This is a genomic window from Streptomyces sp. L500 (assembly GCF_054551825.1).
Genome location: NZ_JBTOLC010000140.1, coordinates 1 through 536 on the forward strand (window position 1 = coordinate 1; position 536 = coordinate 536).

General features: G+C 68.5%; 1 protein-coding gene. It reads left to right on the forward strand.

The annotated features are described in order from the left end of the window. Nucleotides 1-19 precede the first annotated feature (19 nt). On the forward strand, nt 20-536 hold a 517-nt coding region (locus ACX9I7_RS32705), incomplete at its 3' end, for a CurL C-terminal domain-containing protein (protein WP_459389415.1).

The following is a 536-nucleotide window of genomic DNA, read 5'->3' on the forward strand; positions in this document are numbered from 1 at the left end:
CCGGGACGCTCGGGCGTGGGTGTCGGTGGAGGGGCAGCCGCGTCGGGCGGGGGTGTCGTCGTTCGGTATCTCGGGGACGAACGCTCACGTCATCGTCGAGGAGGCCCCCCAGGTCAAGACGGTCGAGGCGATGGAGGGCACGCCTGCCCCCGGTGGGGTGGCTGTGCCGTGGACGCTGTCAGCACGCACCGAGGAAGCACTACGGGCCCAGGCGGCCCGACTCGCCTCGTTCGTGTCGGCGCGTCCCGAGCTGAACCCGGTGGACGTGGGCTGGTCGCTGGCCTCGACCCGTAGCGCCTTCGACCACCGCGCGACGGTGATCGGTGCCGATCACGAGGACTTCCTGACAGAACTGTCGACGCTCGCACAGGGCGGAGGAGAGACGGGAATCGTTTCGAACGCCCCTGGTGGCCTTGCGTTTGTGTTCAGTGGGCAGGGGAGTCAGCGGCTGGGGATGGGCCGGGGGTTGTATGAGCGGTTCCCGGTGTTCGCGGGGTCGTTCGATGAGGTCTGTGGGTTGTTGGATCCGTCGTTGT